This is a genomic window from Gammaproteobacteria bacterium (genome assembly GCA_022450155.1).
Classification (GTDB): Bacteria; Pseudomonadota; Gammaproteobacteria; order Arenicellales; family UBA868; genus REDSEA-S09-B13.
In genome coordinates this window covers 1-4,193 of record JAKUQR010000060.1, presented here as the reverse complement: position 1 = coordinate 4,193, position 4,193 = coordinate 1, and the positions used below count along the sequence as shown (strand labels likewise).

Genomic DNA, 4,193 nt, shown 5'->3' with positions numbered 1-4,193 from the left:
GGTGCATATCCTCAAACCTTAATGGGCGGAGGTCCAGATGGTTTGATCCTGCAACTTCCAGCAACCGACTAGGTCACCCCAAAATTTGGACAATTGAAGGTGGCTGTACGTATAGGTAAATAACCGAAGTTCTGGCAGTGGAGTGCTGGGAGTAACTCACCTAGCCTCTCCACCAAATTCCCATAGCAAACTAGGCATACAGTCGTATGCCCGCATCTAATCACGCCTTACTCACCCACAGAGGTTTGAAACTGTCTTGTGATGCAGTTCTACACCGCTCAACTTCTGCGAAGGCATCACATATCTGAAACATCATCTTGCCCGTTGGGGTAGCGGTATCTATGCCTGGTTGGGCCGCCTACCATAATAAAGATGATGTATTCAGTACCAATATTAAAGAGTAGTATCGCGAGCTCAATCCCATCGATTTGGCTGACAAGGGGATTGTGATTCACCTTTATATACCTATATGGGAGGCAACTGAAGTGAAGAAAGAAGTAATTAAACCGATGGTGCAGGGAGCAGTAATTGGAGCAGTCGTGGTGCTGATTGTAATTTTCTGGACAGGATGGGTCGTGACAAGTGGTGCTGCCGACGCTGAAGGTAAGGCCATGGCGAAAGCGGCTGTCGTAGAAAACCTTACGCCGATCTGTGTCGAACAGTATCTCCAGGATCCCAACAAGCTGGAGCGATTCGCGGAGCTGAAAAAGAAGAGCTCTTACCAAAGAGATAATTATGTGAAAGAAATCGGCTGGGCGACAATGCCAGGTGCTGAATCCCCTGTTCGTGGGGTTGCCGATGCATGCGCCAAACAGATTATCAAGCTGGCGGGGTAAACATAACTACCCAAGGCGATACCCTACTTCTTTTTTCTCAAATCTGTCGGGCAGGTGACTCTCCGCTTTCCGATTCATCCTAGCGGTACTCGGCCTCCTGTTCGGCAGAACCATCCACAAGCGTGTGAGTGCGCGGCTAGGACATCATTTATTTCGCTGAAAGCTAGGTATTGTAGAGTGAGAATGTCTGTTAACTAGCCGATCTGGGGATTTATGAGGCTGGCTCTTTAGATACATTGGGTATGATAGAAACTTACCCATAGCGGAGGATAAGTGATGGCAACTGATGCGATGACTATCCTGTATGGCAAGGATGGCACAGGCGGAGTAGCAGGTCATATCAGAGAAGAGACAACGAAAACCATCCACAACTACTTGGGTAATATGTCGATAGAAGAAGTACTAGACATACTTTCAGAGATATCAGAGACAGACGATTTTCCTGACCTTGTCATTGACTGGTTTGACTTGATAGAAAACTATATTGAGGCAAGACACCAAAGTGAATGACCTTGGGGACCCATTTATCTTTTGGTAAAGAGCCAGTAGTGCTTAAGAACTGGTTGACGAGCAAATCGGACACCATCTGTTCTGTTGTTGATTGACATTGATCGTGACCAGTCGGTGGGAGTGAGTCACTTCGAGCCCGAGTGCTCTCCAATCCTAAGTATTCGATGCGCCTCCAGTGATTGCCCGGTCAATACACCTTTCGGGACCAGGTAAAACTCAGCTGGCCGGTATACCCGCGCGGCGTATCGTGGCGGCGCATAAAGTCGTCCAGTTCACCACGGTCAGACAGTATCTGCGCCTCTTGCAGCGCGCCTTCCAGCTCGGGGGCCGTGACGAGCGCCCAGATCGAATCGCCGCCGCGCCATTGCGAATCAAAGATGCGGGGGGCGTCAAAGTATGCGTCGCCCTGTAAGATGATGTCGGTCGGTATCTCGTGCTGTGTTTTGTCAAAAATATTGCCCTGCTGCAGCAGTGCAACCAGCGTGTCCAGGTCAGCGGTCCGCTGCCTGACACGATCGACCGCGTCGGGGATAAGCTGGTAGAACCAGAATCCCTGTTCAAGCTGTCGGTGACTGCAGCTGTTGATCACTACGATGCCACCCGGTTTGAGCACCCGCCCAAACTCGCCAAAGACCCGTTGGTGCACGGGCCAAGCAGCCGCCGGGTCATCTGCCAGGTGGTGCAGCACTTGGTTGACCATAACCGCGTCGACACTTCCATCAGGTATCGGCAGGTCGTCAATAGATGCCTGGTGCAGGCCGATGGCTCCCGCGTCGACCTGCCTCTGGAGTTTGTGACGGGCCTGCGCCAACATGGCCGGATTGAGGTCAACGGCTTCGATGCGACCTACCGAACCGGCCAGTGCGGCCGAGTACTGACCAGTCCCGCAACCAGCGTCGACCAGCGTCTGCTCCGTCAAAGCTGTATCGCCTTTTGCCAGCAAGCGACGGACAATTTCCACCCCCTGAGCGGTGCGCGTCTCGTTATAAACCGTGCTGACCCGAGCATAGTTTTCGTAACTGCTCATGCGTTAAAGTATCCGGTCCCTAGTAGCGCCTGTAAAGCCTGGTCCCATCTTTGATTTATCGAAGGTATTTCGAGCGACACATGTGTCGTTTGTTGAGTCAGATACTCGGTAATAGGACTGTTCCCTCGAGACTAAAGGGCAGGGTGGATGGAGCCCATGCCGGATTGTGGGTCGTGTGATCGGTAGGCCGACTATCTATACTGATCTATGTATAGGAAAAGCTCATTTCGTTGACATGAGATGCTGATATGTACAAAAAAGTAGCCATTGTTGTCCATCACCCACTGAACTTAAGAAGCGCTATGGCCGAAAGTGTGGTCTCGCTACTGCCCCCGGAGGTTGAACTGGAAACCCGTGCAGTGCTCAAAGCGCTGGTTCCAGCGCATCGTTATCTGGCGGAATTGAAGGCGTTGTCGGGTACGATACCCAACGAGCATATCCTGATCAATACTTTGGCGCTGCAGGAAGCCAAAGACAGTTCGGCGATCGAGAACGTGATCACGACCCATTGACCAGCCCCCACTGACTGGTCCAGTTTGGATGTTAGTGCATGGCCGGCCTTTGGTCTATTGGGACGATGGTTTCCGGGGCTGGCGGGCGGTAGCCCAAAGCACTGTGTGGTCTGATGGTGTTGTAGTGTCTCCTCCATTGTTCGATGATGATTTGAGCCTCTTGCAGGGTGTAGAAGACCTCCCCATTCAGCAGTTCGTCCCTGAAGCGGGCATTGAAGGACTCGCAGTATCCGTTCTCCCAGGGCGAGCCGGGTTCAATGTAAGCGGTTTTGGCCCCCACCGCCTTGATCCAGTCCCTGACGGCCTGGGCCACGAACTCAGGTCCATTGTCTGATCGGATGTAGGCCGGAATACCCCTTAAGATGAACAGATCCGTCAGCGTATCGATGACATCGGTTGAATTGAGCTTTCGCTTCACCCGGATCTCCAGGCATTCACGAGTGTACTCATCAATGAGGTTGAGTGTCCTGAAAGCCCTGCCATCATCCGTCCGGTGATGCACAAAGTCATAGGACCAGATAGGATCACGGTAGGTTGGCCGCAAGCGGATACATGAGCCGTCATTCAGCCACAGGCGACCCTTGTTGGGTTGTTTGCGGGGTACTTTGAGTCCCTCACGTCGCCACAGGCGCTCAATCCGCTTGTCATTGACCTGCCAGCCAACGTCTCTTAGCAGGGCTGCAACCCGACGATAGCCATAGCGTCCATATTGACGGGTAAACTCGATCATATCCACGACCAGCCGCGCTTCATCTGCCTGGCCCCTTGGGACGTGTCGCTGGGTCGATCGATGCTGGCCCAGTACCCGGCAGATACGACGCTCAGATACCTTCAGCTGGCCACACACCCGATCAATACAATCCCTGCGACGCGCGGGGCTTAGCAGTTTCCCCGGGCCGCCTCCGCTAAAATGAGCTTGTCCAGGGTCAGGTCAGATACCGCCCTTCTTAGCCGTTCATTCTCTTTCTGCAGCCGTTTCAGTTCTTTCAGTTGGCCTTTGCCCATACCCCCATAGTGCTTGCGCCAACGATAATACGTCTGTTCGGCAATACTGATCTGCCGGATCGCATCAATCCTGGCCATTCCCTGCCCGACAAGCACTTCAACCTGACGCAACTGGGTGACAATCTCTTCGGGCTTGTGTCTCTTGATTCCCATAACTTGATCCTCCGTTTACTCACTATACCGGTGGACCAATTTAGTGGGGGAGGATCAGGCTGTCGTAGTCATGGATACCGGAAGTGCATGTTAAGTCTGATGAAGAAACTCGCGCGCAATGCGTAGTTTAACCCTGCACCATAGGCATAC

The 4,193-nt window shown here is 52.6% G+C and carries 4 protein-coding genes and 1 pseudogene; 3 read left to right on the top strand and 2 right to left on the bottom strand.

What is annotated here, in order from left to right; genetic code table 11:
- Window positions 1-485: 485 nt before the first annotated feature.
- Both MK323_15125 and MK323_15120 read left to right on the top strand, forming a co-directional pair.
- Window positions 486-836, top strand: coding sequence for a hypothetical protein (locus tag MK323_15125; protein ID MCH2483476.1), 351 nt, complete (start codon window positions 486-488; stop codon window positions 834-836).
- A gap of 276 nt (window positions 837-1,112) precedes the next feature.
- Window positions 1,113-1,346 carry a hypothetical protein gene (locus MK323_15120; GenBank protein MCH2483475.1) on the top strand — a complete coding sequence of 78 codons (234 nt, stop codon included), beginning with the start codon at window positions 1,113-1,115 and terminating at the stop codon, window positions 1,344-1,346.
- A 187-nt stretch (window positions 1,347-1,533) separates the two neighbouring features.
- Here MK323_15120 and MK323_15115 read toward each other — a convergent pair whose 3' ends face one another.
- Window positions 1,534-2,373: a methyltransferase domain-containing protein gene (locus tag MK323_15115; protein MCH2483474.1), complete on the bottom strand. Its 840-nt coding sequence runs from the start codon at window positions 2,371-2,373 to the stop codon at window positions 1,534-1,536.
- A gap of 302 nt (window positions 2,374-2,675) precedes the next feature.
- Between MK323_15115 and MK323_15110 the strand changes: the two are divergent.
- Window positions 2,676-2,882 (top strand): annotated as a pseudogene (locus tag MK323_15110) (Fic family protein).
- 34 nt (window positions 2,883-2,916) lie between these two features.
- On the opposite strand, the gene MK323_15105 reads toward MK323_15110, so the two are convergent.
- Window positions 2,917-4,043 (bottom strand): IS3 family transposase gene (locus tag MK323_15105; GenBank protein MCH2483473.1). Its coding sequence is split into 2 segments (ribosomal slippage): window positions 2,917-3,779 and window positions 3,779-4,043, totalling 1,128 coding nucleotides; the frame shifts between segments, so codons are not numbered across the junction.
- Between the last annotated feature and the right edge of the window lie 150 nt (window positions 4,044-4,193).